This window comes from Bacteroides sp. f07, assembly GCF_042854785.1.
In the GTDB taxonomy this organism is placed as follows: Bacteria; Bacteroidota; Bacteroidia; order Bacteroidales; family Bacteroidaceae; genus Bacteroides.
This window is the reverse complement of record NZ_BAABXI010000001.1, coordinates 557,502-576,294: the sequence shown is the minus strand read 5'-3', so window position 1 is coordinate 576,294 and position 18,793 is coordinate 557,502. Positions and strand designations below refer to the sequence as shown.

Sequence of the window (18,793 nt, the reverse complement as noted above, 5' to 3'; positions counted from 1 at the left end):
CACGAAAAGTTTTTGTAATATCAGAGTTAATCGTATTTTTGTGTACAATTTTGGTGTAGTGATGACAGAAGAAGAAAAAAAGTTATTGAATACCTTTGAGACGCAGCTACGGCATTTGATCTATTTGCACGATGAGTTAAAGCGTGAAAATGCCGAGTTGAAGAAACTTCTCGATATTGAAAAATTAAAGAATGAGAAGGTACAGGCGCAATACGATGAATTGGAAGTCAGCTACACAAACCTAAAAACAGCTACGGCAATCAGCCTTAACGGCAGCGACGTAAAAGAGACGAAGCTGCGATTGTCTAAATTAGTGCGTGAAGTCGATAAATGCATCGCTTTGTTAAATGAATAAGAAGAAGATGTATGAACGATAAAATAAAGATAAACCTGCAGATAGCAGACTCAAACTACCCGTTAACCATCAACCGTGAGGAAGAAGAAATGGTGCGGGAAGCTGCCAAACAGGTAAATATCAGGCTTAATAAGTACCGGGAAGTTTACAAGAACCTCGAACCGGAAAAAATTATTGCCATGGTAGCCTATCAGTTCTCGTTAGAGAAACTGCAATTGATGCAACGTAACGATACCGCCCCCTATACGGAGAAGGTAAAAGAACTAACTGAATTGCTGGAAGATTATTTCAAGGAAGAATAAAATTGACCGGCCATTCGCTGATAAGAGAAAAAACAACCACGCACTGCACAATATCCGAGCAAGAACTTGCTTTGATATTTGGCGGTGCGTTTTTATTTATATATTAAATTAAATGTAGAATGATAGCAATAATAACAACAGCAATTGCTTGCTTCATCGTAGGTGGAGTTCTTTCATACATACTATTCCGGTATGCATTGAAGTCCAGATACGACAATATCCTGAAAGAAGCAGAGACAGAAGCGGAAGTAATCAAGAAAAACAAGCTACTGGAAGTTAAGGAAAAATTCCTGAACAAGAAAGCGGACCTTGAAAAAGAAGTAGCATTGCGGAATCAGAAGATTCAGCAAGCGGAAAACAAGCTGAAACAACGCGAAATGGTGCTCGGACAGCGCCAGGAAGAAATCCAACGCAAGAAAATGGAAGCCGAAGCTGTCAAAGAGAATCTGGAAGCGCAACTGGTGATTGTCGATAAGAAAAAAGAAGAACTTGACAGACTGCAACAACAGGAAATAGACAAGTTGGAAGCAATTTCGGGATTGTCTGCCGAAGAAGCGAAAGAACGCCTGGTGGAATCTCTGAAAGAGGAAGCCAAAACGCAGGCTCAGTCATATATCAACGACATCATGGATGATGCCAAGTTGACTGCCAACAAAGAAGCGAAACGTATCGTAGTTCAATCTATCCAACGGGTTGCTACGGAAACTGCCATTGAAAACTCTGTTACGGTATTCCATATCGAGTCGGACGAAATAAAAGGACGTATCATCGGACGAGAAGGACGTAATATCCGTGCATTGGAAGCTGCAACAGGCGTGGAAATCGTTGTAGACGATACTCCTGAGGCTATTGTACTTTCAGCTTTCGACCCGGTTCGCCGTGAAATTGCACGTCTGGCTTTGCACCAGCTTGTTACTGACGGACGTATCCATCCGGCCCGTATCGAGGAAGTGGTGGCTAAAGTACGCAAACAAGTGGAAGAAGAAATCATCGAAACCGGTAAACGTACTACGATTGACCTTGGTATCCACGGCTTGCATCCCGAACTGATCCGTATTATCGGTAAGATGAAATATCGTTCTTCTTATGGCCAGAACCTGTTACAGCATGCCCGTGAGACAGCCAACCTTTGTGCTGTAATGGCATCGGAACTGGGACTGAACCCGAAGAAAGCAAAACGTGCAGGTTTGCTGCATGATATAGGTAAAGTGCCTGATGAAGAACCGGAATTGCCACACGCATTGCTGGGTATGAAGCTTGCGGAGAAATATAAGGAAAAACCGGATATCTGCAATGCCATCGGTGCTCACCATGACGAAACGGAAATGACCAGCTTGCTGGCTCCTATCGTACAGGTATGTGATGCCATCTCAGGCGCTCGTCCGGGAGCACGCCGCGAAATCGTCGAGGCTTATATCAAGCGTCTGAACGACCTCGAACAATTGGCAATGTCTTATCCGGGTGTGACGAAGACTTATGCAATCCAGGCAGGACGCGAACTCCGCGTTATCGTCGGTGCGGATAAGATTGATGATAAACAGACTGAAAACCTGTCAGGCGAAATCGCCAAGAAGATTCAGGATGAAATGACTTATCCAGGACAAGTGAAGATTACCGTAATCCGTGAAACACGTGCGGTTAGCTTCGCCAAGTAAGACCAAAGACTCAAAAAGAATTTAAAGATAGAAGGGCGAAGCAATTCGCCCTTTTTTAATAAATGAATATTCCTTTTTAATAACAGCAAACACTTTTTCATTTCTTTCATTTTTATTCATCAACTTATGAAAAAATACCAATTTGAAGTTTGTGCCAATTCAGTGGAAAGCTGCCTGGCTGCTCAGGCAGGCGGAGCCAACCGGGTAGAACTATGTGCAGGTATTCCTGAAGGTGGAACGACCCCATCTTACGGAGAAATATCCATGGCTCGTGAAGTATTGGACATAACCCGTCTGCACGTCATTATCCGTCCCCGGGGTGGCGATTTTCTCTACTCGCCTATGGAAGTAAAAACGATGTTGAAAGATATAGAGATGGCTAAACACCTCGGAGTTGACGGAGTTGTTTTTGGATGTCTGACCACTAATGGTGAAATCGACTTCACCGTCATGCAGGAATTAATGAAAGCCTCACAAGGGCTGTCTGTCACTTTCCATCGAGCTTTTGATGTTTGCCGTAATCCCAAAGAAGCATTGGAACAGATTATAGAACTTGGCTGTCACCGGATTCTGACTTCCGGTCAGCAGGCAACCGCCGAACAAGGTATTCCCCTACTCAAAGAATTACAGGAGCAAGCAGCAGGAAGAATCATCTTACTTGCCGGATGTGGTGTGAACGAAAAGAATGTTGCCCGAATCGCTCTGGAAACAGGGATACAGGAATTTCATTTCTCAGCCCGCGAAAGTATTAAAAGTGAAATGGAATACAAGAATGAATCAGTATCCATGGGCGGCACTGTACATATCGACGAATATGAACGAAATGTAACAACCGCCCGAAGAGTTATGGATACGATTCAAGCTATATCTTTATAAATAAGGAATAACTGTGATATAGATACCTGTGATAATAGCCGAAGTAATCACGCCCGAGATATTGGCACCCAAAGCATCTCCCAAGACGAAAGAGTCCGGATTATCTTTGCTGACAATCTTTTGGGCTACTTTGGCGGTAGTAGGCACACAGCTTACGGCAGCGATACCAATCACCGGGTTATAATTTCCCCGTTTTATAAAGTACATGATATAACCACCCAAAATTCCACCGATACCGGAAAGCAATAAGGCTACAACACCCAGCACCAATAATTTAAGAATTTTCGGGTCGAGCAACAAATGTGCGTCACAAAGTACTCCTAATAACAATCCCAACATAAAGGTTGAGCCGTAAAGTAACGGCCCGCTAACAAAATCATAAATATGCTTCATACCGGACTCGCGAACGGCAACTCCCAAAAACAAAGAGAAGAATAAAGGAGAAGCAACCGGAAACAGGAAACAGAGAACAGCACAAAGAACAGCGGAGAAAGCCAGTTTCACTTTAGCATCATAGTTTTTCGGAGCTTTCTTCGTCACCATCTTGATTGCACGGAAGCGTTTGGGCACCAAGAGTTTCACCAGGTAGGGATAACCGCCGTATGTTAATCCCAAATAAAGATAAGCCACCACCGTAATAGGGACAAACAGATGTTTCGCCAAAGCCAGTGAAGTGAACAGAACCATCGGGCCATCGGCACCGCCTACCATAGCGACAGAGGCACTTTCTTTTAAAGTCAAGCCGAGAGCTGCAGCGATAGGTACTGTCAGGAAAGTTCCCAACTCTGCGCACAATGCCAGAAAGATACTTGCAAATGGTTTCTGAAGCAGGAAACCGACATCCAAAAGTGTACCGATACCCATAAAGACAAAACAAGCTATCAGTCCGTTACTGAACGTAAGCGTGTAGACTGGTTGCAGGAAATCTATCTGCATCGTATTCATCAATGCATCAGTATCCGAAAGCATCGGATCGAGAAAAAGATTACCCAATGTGCCGTCAGGCATAATCAGTGTCCCACAGTTGATAGCTACCATTCCCAATCCCATCGGAATCATAACCATAGGTTCGAGCACACCTTTCCACCCCAAATAAATAAGTAACAAACCGAGAATCACCAAAAAGATTCTGGCAGAAGCAAGCAACCAACCGCTCGCCATCATTGTACCAATACCTTGAAATAAGGTCGCAAAATCTATATTTTCCATAATGAGTGTCTTTTTTATTGTTTGTCAGTAACTGACTTCTTTGAGTTTTTCTTATTAACATGTGCCCGTTCTTCTTCCTTAAGAAAAAACTCACGGGTATCTCGCGGATAATAATAATCCATCAGGGTTTCATCCGAAGCACCCGGACTTACGCCATGATAATAGCCGGCATAACCGGTAAAATTACGGTTGATACCACGACTGAAGTCTTCACGGTAATCTCCCATAGCCTCTTCTGCCTCAAGCGGTATCTGCCTGACGAGTTTTTCCACTTTCTGACGATGCTGACGCCAACGATGCAGACGAAGCAACTCCAATCGATGGGAACTATAAAAGTCGAATGAATCGGCAGCATAAGCTATCAATTTTATAACTGCCGCAACGAAAAAGCCTATGAGAAAGGTCAACCCCATCATAGCCAACGTAGATAGTAATAAATGAATCATAGTAGTATAAAAACAGATTATATAATCATTTATGCACAAACATGACATGCCCGGAAATCAGTGTAATCCGGACCTATTAAACATATTTGCGCAAATTCTCAGGAATACTCAGAAAAAAGGCTAAATCAAGATATGTGCCAAGGTATAAATGTAATATCGATTCGAATATTTCAGATAATTAGTGTCGGAAAGAAGCATCTTCCTTTTGTCTTCGGGCAAACGGAAAGAGCGGGAACTCAATAATTGAACAATGACAGGAATATCATTAAACTTCAATGTCCGTACAGGAGTGATGTTTCGCGGAAGCGAAAAGGTTGTCAGGATTCCTAAAGAATAGCTTTCCGCAGGAGTTGAAGAGAATGTTGTAGTAGCTGATATATCACTATCCACAGAGATTACGGTTGTCTCCCGAAATCCCTGAGCATCTTCTTTATGGGTCGCCAGACTACTCCCTATAAGTAAAAATGCAAGTGACAGTATGCACAAAAGATACTTCATAATAACTCTCCTGCAAACGTAACAATTAATTCGCATAAAAGTGCGCTCTATACAGAGAATTAACGATTATTGCATACTGTCACACTCTATTATTACCTGCAATTTCTTCTTTATCTATGCTTTCTACAATCCATGAATGGTTTTCATCAATTGTTCCCCCAAGCCGATGGTATATCCCTGAGATACGAAAACCACACGATTGAATGTATCGGCGATAATAAACATAGGAAGCATATTCTGATTGGAGAGATTCATAGATTTAGCGATTTGTTTCTGAACACTATTATCCATATCTATGCCATAAGTAATGGTAGACGGTAATCCTTGAAACTCAGCGGCATGAAACTTATTGTATTGTTCTTCAGATGGAAAAAGAAGAACCATTTTCCGCCCCCATTTCTCAAAGTCACTGCCCAAGGCAGCTATATCTCTTAGTGCATGATTAGTAGGCTCCTGCCCCACTCCCAACACACCGACAATAAAATAACCTCTCCCACAAGTTTGAAGAAGACTTTGCGCTGTAGATAAGCTATCGCCCGATATAGGAGTATAAAGCGATTCCGAATTGAAGTTTCCGATTACCTGTACCTGTTCTTCACTTTCTCTCATCACTAAATCGACGGTTGTTGTCTTTTCCGGTTCTATGGTGAAAAAAGTGACTTTTGAGAGCACCGCACCACTTGCCATACGCGTTCCGGTGACCAACATATAATAACCTGAATCTAATGAAGTGCCATTTTTCAACAGATTTGTCCAAGTAGTACCCGCACCCATGTCTGCGTCCCCTTCCTCATAATTCAACAACTGAAATACTCCATCCTTGAATTTGGAAAGAGTAAAATGAGAATAATACTTTGGATCAGGCAACGAACTGATAGGTTTATAAGTCGCACGCAATATCCCAACAGGAATCTGCGCCTGGCTATTTGCTACAAAATCCACATCGAACGTACGCCCCTCTTTATCTACATATTGCGCTTTTCCCGTCACTTTATCTATCTTGGCAGGTATGCCTAAAGAACGAGCCATCGCAACAAAGAAAATATCACGCGACTTTTCATCCGCAACACGTGCTCTCCAAACTCCTATCGGAGAAATAGGGATTCGTTGAGAGTTCAATTCATTATCAATTTTAATCTCTTTCTTACACCATTCCACCAACCGGGAAGGTTCCTCTACAAACGCTTCCGCTTCTTTCTTCGGGAATGCTTGCAAAAAATAATGGCGATAAGGTGTCAACATCTCATTTTCTACACGAAGGTTGGCAATTTCCGCACCTGCCTGTACTCCCATTTTCTCCAAGTCGGGAGCTGTCATCAAACATTCTATCAGATTAAGTATGGATACATCCCGCCAATCTTTAGCAGAAAGTTGCCGCAACAATGCCAAAGCATAGTCTTCTCTCTTCTGTCCGGCAGCCATTTCCAGAAAAACAAGCAATGTGTGATAGTTTCCCCGGGAAGCAACCAACATCTTCGCCATCGTCTCCCTGTCGGTATCACTCAGATTGAACCGGGAAAGCGTATCTCTCGCATGTTCCTCAGTCATCATGGTAGAAACATAAGCATTGCGGATAGAATCTTCTAAAGCCAGCCGGCAATCGTTTTCCTTGCGTTGCTCCGGAGTTACTTCCGGCAAGTTAGCCCCTTCTATCGGAGGCACAATCTCCAAATCAAATGTAGATGCTTCTCCTTCTTTCTTATCCAATACAAGAGTTAACCTGTCTTCTTTACCAAAAGATAATTTAGAAAAACCAAACGCCCCCTTATCGGAAGCCCATACCAGCATATCCCCTCTTCCGGCTGTCAACGAAGCGTGACCGTCCGCATCGGTATATTTGGTGGCTACCGTATAGAACTCAGCATAATTATATACTTTAAAATCGACTCTGGCACCGGAGACAGGACGCCCGTCCGTATCTGTCACCGTCACTACTGCCTTTGCGGTAGGAGCATAATTATCAATTACATTAATCTCAGTATAATTCGGAGTCTCAAGCATAATCTCTTCCGGCCCGTTATAACGCCCGAACACCTTCGTATGCATCAACATCCCCCGACTTGCAGGCGCATTGAACCATCCTAGATTCAAAACAGGTTCCGGTTCACAAGCTCCAAGGAAATACCACTTACCATCAGCCCAAGCCTCTACCCATGCATGATTATCATCAGTATGCGCCCAACGGGGAGTGTAAACCTGACGTGCAGGAATCCCTACTGAACGTAGCGCAGCAACCGTGAAAGTAGATTCTTCCCCGCAACGCCCATAGGCTGTTTGCACCGAAGCCAGCGGTGAACTGGTACGGGCATCACTCGGGCGATACACCACTTTCTCATGGCACCAATGGTTCACCTCCAAAATCGCATCTTTCATCGAAAGACCTTTTACCCGCTCCTTCAACTCTCCGTAAAAGACCTTGCGGGATTCATCCAGATTCTCGTTATTCACACGGACAGGCAGCACAAAATGCCGGAATAACTCATCAGTAACAGTCTTTCCCCAAGGCATCTCATGGCGAGCCTGCTCAGAAAGACGAATATTTGCCAAATAATATTTTCCGTGATAATCCGTTATATCCCCAATCGGCATATACGCATACAGAAACATCAAGGCTTCACGTTCCGAAAGAGTCAAAGTGCTATCCGAAAAGATAGAGAACAGCTCCCCATCAGGGAGAGCTTTCTGTTTCTGTTCAAAATCCTGAAGTACCTGATTACGATAACCTTCTTCTTTCAGAAAGTGAGATCCACTGCAAGAAAATAATATAACAGAGAAAAATGGGACAAGCAGAAGATGGATAAGTGTTTTCATATTTATGTGTTAATTAAATAAACGAATCGTAAAATAAAGATGTATACTAAAAGTACACATCTACAAAATTACAAGTTTTTTTTAGAAAAACAGCACAAGTAACTGTAAATGTATGTAATAGGTTTGTAATAACTGCCATGCCCAAACACCCTATAAAAAGAAAATTCAAAATAAAAAGAAGAATTTTATGTTTTACAGCATATAAACCAAAAACATTTTGTACCTTTGCAGTGTTAATAAAGAAAACAAGATGTAAAACCGCTCTTCAAAACGTGGAGGGCAAAAAAAGAGGAAACAAATTATGAAAAAGAATGCAAATGAAAAAATTATGATGTTACAGTACCGTATCAAACGCTATCAGGCAATGGGAAATGGTGCAATGTGCCAAACCTTGAACGGTAAACTTCAAAAACTGCTGTCACAGCAGGTTGCCATGTAAATAAACACACTAATTATATTAATTTGGGCGAGGAACTTTCAAGTATCCTCGCTTTTTTTATACTTTTGTGGTATGAATGTAATAAAACACATAATATCATGAAGAAATTTTTGCTTTCGGTTGCGTTGCTTCTGTCAACTGTAACCCTTTTTGCGCAAACACCCGGTTATGAATTCACAACCGTTGTATCCCACAAAACAACTCCCGTCAAAGATCAGGGTTCTACCGGAACTTGCTGGTGTTTTGCCACCACCTCTTTCATGGAGTCCGAACTACTACGTATGGGAAAAGGAGAATATGATCTCTCGGAAATGTATATCGTCCGTCAGAAGTACATGAACCAAATGGAAGATAATTATCTCCGCCGCGGAAAAGGCAGCATCGGCGAAGGAAGTCTGGCACATACATTCACAAATGCCTATAAACAAGTAGGAATTGTTCCTGAGGAAGTTTATTCCGGTTTGCTCAACGATACAAAAGACCATAATCATGGAGCATTGACACGTTATTTCAAAGCTTTGGTGGATGCTAACATCGCCTCGAAAAAGCGGACTCCGGAATTTTACGCCCTCATCAATAACCTGTTCGATACTTACTTGGGCAAGCTTCCCGAAAAATTCACCTATAAAGGAAAAGAATATACTCCCCAGTCTTTCACTGAAAGTCTGGGATTGAATATGGATGATTATATAGAACTGACCAGTTTCACCCATAAACCCTATTATGAAACGTTTTCACCCGAAGTACCTGATAACTGGGAAAACCAGCCGATGTATAATCTTCCACTGGATGAACTGATGGAAGCCATCAACCACGCACTGAACAACGGATATACCGTATGTTGGGACGGTGATGTCAGCGAACAAGGCTTCTCGTATAAGAACGGAGTTGCCATCAACCCGCAGGTGGAAGATGTGAAAGACTACTCTACTACCGACCGTGCACGTTTTGAAGCAATGCCCAAGTACCAACGTATGGAAGAGGTGTTCAAGTTCGAGCATCCCTATCCGGAAATCAACGTAACGCCCGAAATCCGCCAAGAAGGTTACGAGAAATTTGTGACGACTGATGACCACCTGATGCATATAACCGGTATTGCAAAAGATCAGAATGGTACTAAATACTACATTACCAAAAATTCCTGGGGAGCAGACGGCAACAAGTTCGGCGGATATCAGAATATGTCCGAAAGTTATGTACGCGCCAAAACAATCAGCGTCATGGTACATAAAGACTCTCTGCCAAAGGGACTGAAAAAGAAACTCGGTATTAAATAAAAAATATTCTCCAAATAGATAGGGCGACAAAGTATCACTACTTGATCGCCCTATATTTTTATTAACCTACTATTAAAAACCTCTTTGCTTTATTTCTTTCTCAACGTCACATCACTGATTTCTACAACACCACCTTTATTCTGAGCAAGAATGGCTACATAACAGTCTTTCAGGATAGCAGCGTCATCGTCCGTATCGGCAACTTCCAAGGCTGCATTAGATTTCTTGCTGCTAATGGCATTTACCACTTGTCCCATATCGTAGTAAACTACTACTTTAGTCCATTTATCAGCATCTTTAATCTTGAAGTTGTATTGTGCACCCGAAGCATTCGGCTGAGAATCGGCATCATAATCCCGACGCATGAAGAACGTAGTATTGTACTTGCCATTATCATTCTTCTCTTCGTTAGTCTGCTTGATATACACACTCACCGGAGTACCCGCTTCTTTGGCCTTTGCGTAGAAAGTAAGCACATAGATACCTTTTTCCAATCCGTCCGTAACACGCTGTCCCACAAACGCCTTGTACCAGGAAGTATTCTTTGCAGCACCCGAATTATCTATTTTCATAGCATTGGGATACTTGGCATCACCGGTTTGCTCCCACGCAATAGTAGTCGCTCCGTCAGCTTCATTATTCATGATAAACCATTCGCCTGCGGTAGCTTTATTGGCATTGGTCACCTTGTTGGTTACTTCTGTGGCGAATTTCTCGTTTTTAATCAGGTTCTGAGCACTTACGCTTACTCCTGCAATAGCCAAAAAGCTGGCAAATAATACTTTTTTCATCTTACTGCAATTTAATTAATTATACCATTTATTTCTTCTAACTTTTTAAATCTTCTCAATTCTACTTCACCTGCTGAATAACAAAACCATATTTACCGCTCACTTTTTTCTCTTCTGTCTTTAGCGTGATACGGTAAATCTCCTTGCCCCACACATTGGACAGACGCGGATCATCCAACTTGATTGTTTCCAATCCGGCTTTAAACTGAGACGGATAATGCATTTCAACCTTTTGTCCCTTTACCTCAATCTGAATCTTTCCGGCTGACGGAAACGTTACATTTCCCCAAGTTAAGAAATTCACCTGATTAGGTTCAATAGCCTCATCCAAAGCATAAGCATCATTGATGATGAGTTTATTATTATCAAGCGCATAAGAGCGAACCCAACTCTTCACTTTCGCCTCTGCCGGATAAGCGGCAGCTATATCCGTAGAGAAAACACGCTTCTTCTCGTTGCAAACGGTATTTGTCGCCTTATACTGCTGACCGAATTTTTGCGGCACACCGTTAATCATCGGCAAGTTGTGATAATTGCTTTGCATTGTCCAAATAGTATAACGGTCTTTACCGAATGTCTGTTTCGTATAAGTACCCACACCTGCATCAATAATCACAGGAATCGTATTTACATATAAAGAGAATGTCCCTACATCATTATGGTTGTGGCTTTCATTATTGAATCCGCCTTTGGCAGCGACGAACATGCCATTCTTATTCTTCATGTAACAGAATTCCGTTTCGGGATACCAGGTAACGTCCGGCATATCATGTTTCGAAGTTACTTTTGCCAAGTCATTGCAGCAAAGCAAGGATTGAAGCGAACGGAAAGCATCATTCCCCATTGTAGCATACGGTTTACGGCCATTCAGCAAGTATGCTGCAAAATGCATCATTTCATCGCTGTTTACAGCTTTACCGAAGCGATAAATCAGCAGGGGATCGCCACCGCCCTTTGCCGAAGCATCGGCAAAATTCACTACCCAGCCATCGCCAACGTATGAACGGGACATATATTCCCCCATGCGGCGAATCATCGGCTCGTTGAAAAGAGATATTTTACCGCCTGTACCATCGGAAAGAATTTGAAGATAGTCATAAAGTTTTCCGGCAGCATGTCCCCAGTAAGATGTTCCCTCTTCGCAAGCCCCGTCGGATTTCACGAAATTAATGAACTTATCTACCGACTTCATGGAACGATAAACCGCTTTTGCCAATTTATCCTTATTATTTTCCATCAAGAAGAAACATTGCAGGGCATTGGAGTTACACCAGGGATTCCAGTTATTGATAATTTCTCCCGGCTTCCAGTTGAAAGCCATCCACCACATTTCATCATCGTTCATATAAGGATCGAGGATGCGTTCTTTGATGGCTTTTCGCATTTGTAAAGATACTACGGGATTAATTTTGTCGAACGGTTTACGGAAAAAATAGTGTACCCATGCCATTAAAGCGCCGTAACCACCCGAACCGAGGTCAATAATCTGTTCACGGAAGTCAGGAAGCGAACGTTTGCTGCTCTGGCGGGGTAGATGTGCGGATAAAACCCAAGAATTCATTTCGCAACTCATATAGGCTCCATTCAGTAGTTGGTCGATAAAACGTCCTTTACCCTCGGCCAATTCGGCAAGCATCAGAGTATTGAGTGCCTGGCGGTTGGCGTCATAAGGCACTTCCATCACTTTCCGGTTACCACTACGTTCATATTCCAGATAGGCAGTGGCAGGAATCAGTTGCCATTTGTAGTTGAGAAGTTTCTCGCCGGCTTCAATAAGGCGTTGTTTGTTGGGGCCCATCAGTGAATCCCAAGCGGCACGATCTGTATAAGCAGGATAAGGTATCCATGCTTGTTTCATCACTAACACGTTTTTCAACGTAGTTTCGTCTGCTGCCTTTTGCAGCATATTGCGTTCGGTATAAGCATTTGCCTTGAAAGAGAAACTTCCCAAGACTGCTACCAAAAGAACACAAAACAAATGTTTCATTCGATTCATGGTATTTTGTTCATTTAAGTATGGCAAAGATAGTGTATCTCTATAAAAGTAAGGTGAGCAAATCATACGAACCTAATGACAAAAAAGTACATACTTCAAAAATCGTACTATTCCCAGTCACTAAATTCGAAACTCAACTGTTCCCAAACACCATGCTGCTCATCCGCTTCTTCTTTCGGATTGGAAACGGAAAGTCCGATGAGCCGGATGGGATGTTGCTCATATTCCACACTTTTCAGTAATTCTTTCGCTAGCGGAAGTACCCGGTCTAAAGTTGTCAACTCCTGCGATTGGGTCATACTTCGGGTTATCTGACTAAAATCATGAAACTTGATTTTCAAGGTAAGTGTATTCCCCTTGAAATCTTTATGGCTGAGACGTTCAATCAATTCTACCGCTACGTGATACAGTTCGATAATAACCGATGAACGGGCTGAAATATCCCGTTCCAGCGTACGTTCGCACCCAATGGATTTACGGATACGGACTGCTTCTACCGAACGTTCGTCAATACCTCTCGCACATTCATAGTAGAGTGCTCCCACTTTACCGAAGTGTGCCGTCAACATCTCCAACGAGCATTTACGTAGTTGAAAACCATTGCTGATTCCGAGCAAGTGCATCTTTTTAGCAGTTACGGGACCTACTCCCCAAAAAGATTCGATAGGAAGACGGGCGATAAAATCCAATGCCTGTTCCGGGTGTATGGTACACAGTCCATCCGGTTTGCGATAATCAGAAGCTATTTTTGCCAGAAATTTATTATAGGATATTCCGGCAGACGCTACCAAGTTCAGTTGTTCGCGAATCTTCTGTTTTATCTCTTTCGCTATATCTACGGCCAGAGAAATGCCTTTCTTATTTTCTGTTACATCAAGAAAAGCCTCATCTAAGGAAAGAGGTTCAATAATGTCCGTATATTCATGGAAAATCTCATGTATCTGACGGGAAACGGATTTATAAACATCCATCCTGCCAGATACAAATATAAGCTGGGGACAAAGCCGCTTCGCCTTTTGTGAGGACATAGCGGAACGGACCCCATAACGCCGGGCTTCGTAACTGGCAGCAGCCACGACTCCCCTTTCTTCAGCATGACCTACAGCTACCGGTTTGCCGCGAAGTTCCGGGTTATTACGTTGTTCTACAGAGGCGTAGAAAGCGTCCATGTCGATATGTATAATCTTTCTCTGGAGCATTTATTCAGTTACTATAGCAAACTTACTATAAATCCCCGAATAAATAAAATATTTCTTATTGAGAATAGGTCTTCAAGCTATCCTCTTTCAAAATAATAAGTCTTTCCAGGTTCAGCCATTATATCATACTCGTACACCTTATACAATAAAGGATACTGCAAACTAATCTCTTTAGACACAAGCGGTTCCTTTATTCGCTCAAACTGAAAAAAACGATTCCCATTTTCACCTGCCGCCTCACGCAAACCTTCCCCTTTTAAAGGTACATAAGAGCGTAATCGAAGATTCCCACCTAAACGAGCATGTATAGTCACTTCAGACAACTGAGCACTATTCCATTTCATATCCACAACAAAACCTCCTCGGGCAACCAGTCCTTCAACAGTACCTTTCCGCCAAGCATCTGGTAACGCCGGAAGCAGATGTACAGCATTGTCATGACTCTGCAAAAGCATCTCAGCAACTCCTGCCGTATAACCGAAATTTCCATCAATCTGAAAAGGGGGATGTGCATCAAACAGATTCGGATATGTGCGTCCACTTGGATTTGCCGGTTCTACCAATACCAACATATTATTAATAATCTTAAAAGCACGATTACCATCCAAAAGCCTTGCCCACAAGTTTATTTTCCACCCAATCGACCATCCCGTTGCTTGATCTCCCCGATAAATTAAAGAGTTTTTTGCAGCTTGAAATAACAGAGGATCTGTATAAGGAGATATCTGATTACCCGGATACAATCCAAAAAGATGAGACACATGCCTGTGCTCGCTCGTAGGGTCGTCCACATCTTCCAGCCATTCCTGTAATTGGTTATATCTACCAATCTGCATAGGCGGCAAACGATCAATCATTTTTTGCAAATGTTCGGCATAAGCAGCATCTTCCGCCAATATCTTACAAGCCCGCAAAGTATTGGAGAAAAGATCAAAAACGATCTGATTGTCCATTGTACAGCCGGCCACAGTAGAAGGTGCATTCTTCTTTTCATCCCCCTCCGGTCCATGTTCCGGTGAGTTGGACGGACAAGTCACCATCCATCCGTATTTGGGATGTTCCACTAAAAAATGAAGAAAGAAATCTGAAGCTCCTTTCATTATGGGATATGCCTCCTTTAAAAAAGCTTTATCACCGGTAAAAAGATAATGTTGCCATAAATGCTGGCATAACCATGCGCCTCCATTCGGCCACATTCCCCAAAATGCTTTATCTACAAGTCCTGTGCAACGCCATATATCCGTATTATGATGCAGTACCCAGCCATCACAGCCATACATTGTACGAGCTGTTTCTTTCCCTGTTTCCGACAATTCTTTCAACATTTGCATCAACGGCAAATGTGTCTCACTCAGATTAGTCACCTCAGCCGGCCAGTAGTTCATCTCCAGATTGATATTAACCGTATATTTTCCGTCCCAAGGAGCCAATAATTTATCATTCCATATTCCTTGCAGATTTGCGGGTTGTCCGCCCGGTTGGGAAGAAGAGATGAGCAGATAACGACCATATTGAAACATTAAAGCGGCCAATGATACATCTTTTCCTTCATTAAAGTGCTTCACCCGTAGATGTGTCTCTCTTTTTGCTTCTTCCGAAGTCCCTAAGTCCAACTTCACACGGTTGAATTGGTTCTGATAATAAGCTATATGTTCTTCACGTGCTTGCTCATATTTTTTCTTACAAGCAATATCTAAATAAGCCTTTGACTTTCTGTGTGCATCTCCGCTGACATCTTTATAATTCACAAAATTAGTTGCAGCGGAAATATAAAGAGTTACAGCATCAGCTCCATTCACCTGAATATTCTCTCCAGTCACTACTACATGACCTCCCTCATTCTTTACCTCAGTCTGTGTCTCTACACGAATGGCACCAGGCACACCTTCATGTCCTGTTCCTTTCCCTATTAACACAAGTCTTTTTCCCGACTTGCGAATTTCATGCTGCAAAGGAGATTTATAAGAAGCCATAAATGATAAAGCCTCCGGTTTATTTGCAGTCAATCGAACTATGACCACATTATCCGCAAAGGAAGTGAAAACCTCCCGATTATAAGTCACCTCTCCTACTTTATAACGTGTAGTTGCTATGGCCCTTTCTATGTCCAAGTCACGATAATAATCCGTAGCCTTCTCATGCCCGGGAAAGTCAAGCATCAAACTACCTATTGTTTGATAAGGCATACCGTTACGCGGAGTTTCAAAATTTTGTGCCACTATTTCTTGTGCTTCCCGATAACGCCCCTCAAACACAAGCTGTCTGATTTGAGGTAATGCAACCAAAGCTTTTGGATTATCATTACGGTGAGGACCTCCTCCCCACACAGTTTCCTCATTCAACTGAAGTTCCTCACTGCCCGCACCGCCATAAACCATCACTCCCAACCGAGAATTTCCTAAAGGCAAGGCTTCAGTCCAAACCGTAGCCGGGCGGCTATACCACAATTTCAAATCATCAGCGGATACATTCAATGAACATACCATACACACCAATGCCATAAAAATCCTATCTAATCTTATCATAAAAATATTCTTATTAGTCAACCACTAATCTTTCTCGTCTTTCCGCCACCCAAGTGACAGGTATGATTTCCGCCCCTCGTATTTCGGCTCCATCTCTTGTTGGACATAAACTAACTACCAAATGATTTTCACCACCAATATTCAACCAACATTCGGGAATATAATATTCATGCTGGGGACCTTTCTGCCAACAACGACCGATGCAGTGACCGTTTATGTAAATAAATCCATTCCCCGAATGTTCCAGACGAAGATGGTAAGGGAACCATACTCCACGAGGCTGCTCGGGCAAAGTGAACGAATATGAATACCATGACAGAAGCGATTCATCTAATTCAGCCGTTTCTGGCAGTATCTTTTCTTGTAATCCTCCGCCTTTAGACAAGTTAAGTCCGCGTTCGTTCTCTGTGTATGCATATTCCAAAGAAAGTTCCTTGTCTCCGCATCTCACATAATTCAGTCCTATGCCCCAATAGTCTTCTACTATCTTTTTTGTATGATGATGTAACCCTTTGCTTTCAAAAAGCATAACTATTTCGAGCTTCCTGTTTATAGCCGAATCTCCCGGCAGTTGATAAAAAACACTATATGCATCTTCCTTCAACATAGGCAGTATCTTTCCTTGAACGGACACCAACACCTCGTCTGCATCCGTGCCGTTAATCAATTTATGACCAATACGTCCCACTTCAAGCAGTTTTCCCTGCGGAGCATACGTACGATAATACACAAAATGACGTCCGTAAATGCCATCGTGATCAATGCACTCTCCTTTCTCCAACTTCGTCCAGCGAGTAGGGAGCGGATCAGCCATCTGCATATCAGGCATCAATCTGATAGTATCCGCTTCAACTGCCGGACGAGATTCCGTATCGGGAAGTTTCGGTAACCAATCTCCCTGACTGCCACCTGAAGGCAAATAATATATCATAGCGCCAAATGGTTCCAATGAAAAATCAAAAGTCAAATCAGAAGTCTGTATGGTACCAAAATGATGACGGGTATGCTCCTCTGTTCTCACAAAATAATACCGGTCACCGTTGGAAGCCTTGCGTAACACCAACTTCACATCCGGATCAGTAGAAATATACTCTATAGGAAACACATCAGCACGGGCTATTTTAGTACCATGTTCCTTCAATAAATGCGCTAATCCCTGAAAACGACGATAACGCTCATTAATCGAACCATTTTCAGCAATGGCAGCTGCATAATCATAGGTAGTAGTCATTTGTCTGGCTCCCCAATCATCAAAGTTAGTACCACCTACAGTCATGTAATAATTAATCCCACAAAAACCACGCTGTAATGCATATAAGGTAATATTCTGCGTTTGTACCGGCATTAAACCATCCTGTTCCCAACTTAGTTTTCCTCCCACTTCACTCATCCACCCACCTTGCAATTCTCCCGAAATTAGCGGTTTACCGGGTTGGGTACGTAACTGTTGATTAATCAAACGGCCGAAATTCTTCTCTATTTCCCAACGCGGGTAACTATTTACCATATCTACCACGCCGTTAAGCCCCCCCTCTTCCACATTACGAGCTTCATCCGTCCAGCAAGTTATAACCGGCACATCTATTTCATATTTACGAACAATTTGCGTAAGTTGGATCAAATAGTCTTTCTTAGCCTCTTTCGGAAACCATTTAATTCGATTAAATTCATTCTCCACCTGGAAAAAGATAACACCTGTATGCCCTTTCTCCTTCCGCGTTAATTGGTGCGGTGCCACTACACGGCATACAGCTCTGTACCAATGCTCATTCCAACGCATAAATTCAGGGTCATTACTTTGCAGCCAGGTATCAAAAGTAGTCTTTGCAGGTTTCTTTTGCATAATCCATTGCGGAAAACCACCTCCACTCCATTCTGCACAAATATAAGGTCCGGGACGGACAATCACATAAAGCCCGAAATCTTCCGCCATTTTCAGGAAGTCATCCAGTTCCTTCATGTCCAAACAAGACTCATCCTGCGGCGAACGAGGCATTTTCCGTTCATGCCAATTCCAGGGAATGTATGTCTCCACACAATTAAAACCACCATCTTTCAACCTTCTAAAACGATCCGCCCACAAAGGTTGAGGCACACGAAAATAATGGAACGCAGCACTAAACAGGAACATGTCCTTCCCTTCAATCTGTATACATTGCCGGTCATAACGGATTCTATCCGGATGAATAAACACTGAATCATCTATGGACACTACTTGCGTACCGTTTCCAATGAAAGTGTCTGCCGTTCGGTCATTCATTACTGCTAGATCCGTAATATTTTGAGCTGAAATAAACATAGGAAGAAATCCCAATAAACCAACTATATATTTTATCATACACACTACAATATCTATTATTTTATTGTCGAAATTTTAAGAGTCAATAATATTAGGTTCAGCTCCGTTTCAGGAA

Annotated in this window: 15 protein-coding genes; 6 read left to right on the top strand and 9 right to left on the bottom strand. The window is 42.5% G+C overall.

What is annotated here, in order from left to right:
* Positions 1–40 precede the first annotated feature (40 nt).
* The 4 genes from ACGHVY_RS02305 to ACGHVY_RS02290 all read left to right on the top strand — a co-directional run bounded on the left by ACGHVY_RS02305 (position 41) and on the right by ACGHVY_RS02290 (position 3,188).
* Positions 41–355 carry a hypothetical protein gene (locus ACGHVY_RS02305; protein ID WP_024988162.1) on the top strand — a complete coding sequence of 105 codons (315 nt, stop codon included), beginning with the start codon at positions 41–43 and terminating at the stop codon, positions 353–355.
* An 11-nt stretch (positions 356–366) separates the two neighbouring features.
* On the top strand, positions 367–657 hold the full coding sequence (locus ACGHVY_RS02300; RefSeq protein WP_390596878.1) for a cell division protein ZapA: 291 nt from the start codon (positions 367–369) through the stop codon (positions 655–657).
* 119 nt (positions 658–776) lie between these two features.
* Complete coding sequence (gene rny / locus ACGHVY_RS02295) at positions 777–2,312, top strand: ribonuclease Y (RefSeq protein ID WP_308744637.1); 1,536 nt, start codon at positions 777–779, stop codon at positions 2,310–2,312.
* Positions 2,313–2,438: 126 nt separating this feature from the next.
* Positions 2,439–3,188, top strand: coding sequence for a copper homeostasis protein CutC (locus ACGHVY_RS02290; protein ID WP_308744638.1), 750 nt, complete (start codon positions 2,439–2,441; stop codon positions 3,186–3,188).
* On the opposite strand, the gene ACGHVY_RS02285 is transcribed toward ACGHVY_RS02290, so the two are convergent.
* The 4 genes from ACGHVY_RS02285 to ACGHVY_RS02270 all read right to left on the bottom strand — a co-directional run bounded on the left by ACGHVY_RS02285 (position 3,183) and on the right by ACGHVY_RS02270 (position 8,152).
* Entirely contained in the window at positions 3,183–4,397 is a 1,215-nt protein-coding gene (locus tag ACGHVY_RS02285; RefSeq protein ID WP_390596876.1) for a sodium ion-translocating decarboxylase subunit beta, read from the bottom strand. The genes ACGHVY_RS02290 and ACGHVY_RS02285 overlap by 6 nt on opposite strands.
* A 14-nt stretch (positions 4,398–4,411) precedes the next feature.
* Positions 4,412–4,843, bottom strand: a complete 432-nt coding sequence (locus tag ACGHVY_RS02280; RefSeq protein ID WP_308744639.1) for a LapA family protein — start codon at positions 4,841–4,843, stop codon at positions 4,412–4,414.
* 120 nt (positions 4,844–4,963) lie between these two features.
* Complete coding sequence (locus ACGHVY_RS02275) at positions 4,964–5,341, bottom strand: hypothetical protein (RefSeq protein WP_308744640.1); 378 nt, start codon at positions 5,339–5,341, stop codon at positions 4,964–4,966.
* 123 nt (positions 5,342–5,464) lie between these two features.
* The gene (locus ACGHVY_RS02270; protein ID WP_390596873.1) at positions 5,465–8,152 is read right to left on the bottom strand and encodes a transglutaminase domain-containing protein; all 2,688 of its coding nucleotides are present in this window, start codon (positions 8,150–8,152) and stop codon (positions 5,465–5,467) included.
* 301 nt (positions 8,153–8,453) lie between these two features.
* On the opposite strand from ACGHVY_RS02270, the gene ACGHVY_RS02265 reads away from it, so the two are divergent.
* Together ACGHVY_RS02265 and ACGHVY_RS02260 are read left to right on the top strand one after the other, a co-directional pair.
* Positions 8,454–8,591: a hypothetical protein gene (locus ACGHVY_RS02265; RefSeq protein ID WP_004301914.1), complete on the top strand. Its 138-nt coding sequence runs from the start codon at positions 8,454–8,456 to the stop codon at positions 8,589–8,591.
* Positions 8,592–8,689: 98 nt separating this feature from the next.
* Complete coding sequence (locus ACGHVY_RS02260) at positions 8,690–9,868, top strand: C1 family peptidase (RefSeq protein WP_390596871.1); 1,179 nt, start codon at positions 8,690–8,692, stop codon at positions 9,866–9,868.
* Between the two features lie 89 nt (positions 9,869–9,957).
* On the opposite strand, the gene ACGHVY_RS02255 is transcribed toward ACGHVY_RS02260, so the two are convergent.
* The 5 genes from ACGHVY_RS02255 to ACGHVY_RS02235 form a co-directional block, all read right to left on the bottom strand.
* On the bottom strand, positions 9,958–10,659 hold the full coding sequence (locus ACGHVY_RS02255; protein ID WP_308744643.1) for a DUF4627 domain-containing protein: 702 nt from the start codon (positions 10,657–10,659) through the stop codon (positions 9,958–9,960).
* A 61-nt stretch (positions 10,660–10,720) separates the two neighbouring features.
* On the bottom strand, positions 10,721–12,655 hold the full coding sequence (locus ACGHVY_RS02250) for a heparinase II/III family protein (RefSeq protein ID WP_308744644.1): 1,935 nt from the start codon (positions 12,653–12,655) through the stop codon (positions 10,721–10,723).
* Positions 12,656–12,762: 107 nt separating this feature from the next.
* The gene (gene dinB / locus ACGHVY_RS02245; RefSeq protein ID WP_390596869.1) at positions 12,763–13,854 is read right to left on the bottom strand and encodes a DNA polymerase IV; all 1,092 of its coding nucleotides are present in this window, start codon (positions 13,852–13,854) and stop codon (positions 12,763–12,765) included.
* A 77-nt stretch (positions 13,855–13,931) separates the two neighbouring features.
* Entirely contained in the window at positions 13,932–16,379 is a 2,448-nt protein-coding gene (locus ACGHVY_RS02240) for a glycosyl hydrolase family 95 catalytic domain-containing protein (RefSeq protein WP_390596867.1), read from the bottom strand.
* Positions 16,380–16,392: 13 nt separating this feature from the next.
* Positions 16,393–18,639 carry a beta-galactosidase gene (locus tag ACGHVY_RS02235; RefSeq protein WP_308744647.1) on the bottom strand — a complete coding sequence of 749 codons (2,247 nt, stop codon included), beginning with the start codon at positions 18,637–18,639 and terminating at the stop codon, positions 16,393–16,395.
* Between the last annotated feature and the right edge of the window lie 154 nt (positions 18,640–18,793).

Bases quoted from the DNA above. Each gene is read 5' to 3' on its own strand.
- ACGHVY_RS02300 (WP_390596878.1), top strand. From the start codon at position 367: ATGAACGATAAAATAAAGATAAACCTGCAGATAGCAGACTCAAACTAC.
- rny (WP_308744637.1), top strand. From the start codon at position 777: ATGATAGCAATAATAACAACAGCAATTGCTTGCTTCATCGTAGGTGGA.
- ACGHVY_RS02290 (WP_308744638.1), top strand. From the start codon at position 2,439: ATGAAAAAATACCAATTTGAAGTTTGTGCCAATTCAGTGGAAAGCTGC.
- ACGHVY_RS02285 (WP_390596876.1), bottom strand. From the start codon at position 4,397: ATGGAAAATATAGATTTTGCGACCTTATTTCAAGGTATTGGTACAATG.
- ACGHVY_RS02280 (WP_308744639.1), bottom strand. From the start codon at position 4,843: ATGATTCATTTATTACTATCTACGTTGGCTATGATGGGGTTGACCTTT.
- ACGHVY_RS02275 (WP_308744640.1), bottom strand. From the start codon at position 5,341: ATGAAGTATCTTTTGTGCATACTGTCACTTGCATTTTTACTTATAGGG.
- ACGHVY_RS02270 (WP_390596873.1), bottom strand. From the start codon at position 8,152: ATGAAAACACTTATCCATCTTCTGCTTGTCCCATTTTTCTCTGTTATA.
- ACGHVY_RS02265 (WP_004301914.1), top strand. From the start codon at position 8,454: ATGAAAAAGAATGCAAATGAAAAAATTATGATGTTACAGTACCGTATC.
- ACGHVY_RS02260 (WP_390596871.1), top strand. From the start codon at position 8,690: ATGAAGAAATTTTTGCTTTCGGTTGCGTTGCTTCTGTCAACTGTAACC.
- ACGHVY_RS02255 (WP_308744643.1), bottom strand. From the start codon at position 10,659: ATGAAAAAAGTATTATTTGCCAGCTTTTTGGCTATTGCAGGAGTAAGC.
- ACGHVY_RS02250 (WP_308744644.1), bottom strand. From the start codon at position 12,655: ATGAATCGAATGAAACATTTGTTTTGTGTTCTTTTGGTAGCAGTCTTG.
- dinB (WP_390596869.1), bottom strand. From the start codon at position 13,854: ATGCTCCAGAGAAAGATTATACATATCGACATGGACGCTTTCTACGCC.
- ACGHVY_RS02240 (WP_390596867.1), bottom strand. From the start codon at position 16,379: ATGATAAGATTAGATAGGATTTTTATGGCATTGGTGTGTATGGTATGT.
- ACGHVY_RS02235 (WP_308744647.1), bottom strand. From the start codon at position 18,639: ATGAATGACCGAACGGCAGACACTTTCATTGGAAACGGTACGCAAGTA.